General features: G+C 41.1%; 2 rRNA genes. Both read right to left on the bottom strand.

Annotated elements, in window-relative coordinates:
* A 23S ribosomal RNA gene (locus tag BGP78_RS22375) occupies window positions 1-344 on the bottom strand; the annotation flags it as partial.
* Between the two features lie 268 nt (window positions 345-612).
* Window positions 613-742 (bottom strand): 16S ribosomal RNA (locus BGP78_RS22370); the annotation flags it as partial.

The following is a 742-nucleotide window of genomic DNA, read 5'->3' as shown; positions in this document are numbered from 1 at the left end:
ATAAATTTTTGTGTACGGGACTATCACCCTGTATCGTGGCACTTTCCAGAGCCTTCCACTAATTACAAAACAGCTTAAGGGCTGTTCCGATTTCGCTCGCCGCTACTTTCGGAATCTCGGTTGATTTCTTTTCCTACGGGTACTTAGATGTTTCAGTTCTCCGCGTTCGCCTCATATGGCTATGTATTCACCATATGATACCTGCAAAGCAGGTGGGTTTCCCCATTCGGAAATCCTAGTCTCAAGCGCCTCTTACTGGCTCAACTAGGCTTATCGCAAGTTAGTACGTCCTTCATCGCCTCCAACTGCCAAGGCATCCACCGTATACGCTTAGTCACTTAACCATACAACCCAAAATGGTTTGTATTGTCAAAGACAGTTTAAACTTCGCCAGAAGTTAATATTGAATACTAAAGTAGATGCTAATTAATCATTGATTAATTGGCATTGTTTTACTTTTGAAAACTCTTTATAGATACGAATATCTATAAGAATTTATTTATCAGCTTTTCCAAATTTTTAAAGAGCAATATTAATTAGTTAATCCCTAAGGATAAAACTAACTAACAATCATCTGTGTGGACACTACGAACAAATAAGTTCTAAATCGTATAAGGAGGTGATCCAGCCCCAGGTTCCCCTAGGGCTACCTTGTTACGACTTCACCCCAGTCATGAATCACTCCGTGGTAAGCGCCCTCCCTAAGGTTAAGCTACCTACTTCTGGAGCAACCCACTCCCAT

The sequence above is a fragment of the Pseudoalteromonas sp. MSK9-3 genome (genome assembly GCF_003590335.1).
Lineage (GTDB): Bacteria > Pseudomonadota > Gammaproteobacteria > Enterobacterales > Alteromonadaceae > Pseudoalteromonas.
This window is presented reverse-complemented; position numbering and strand designations above follow the sequence as displayed.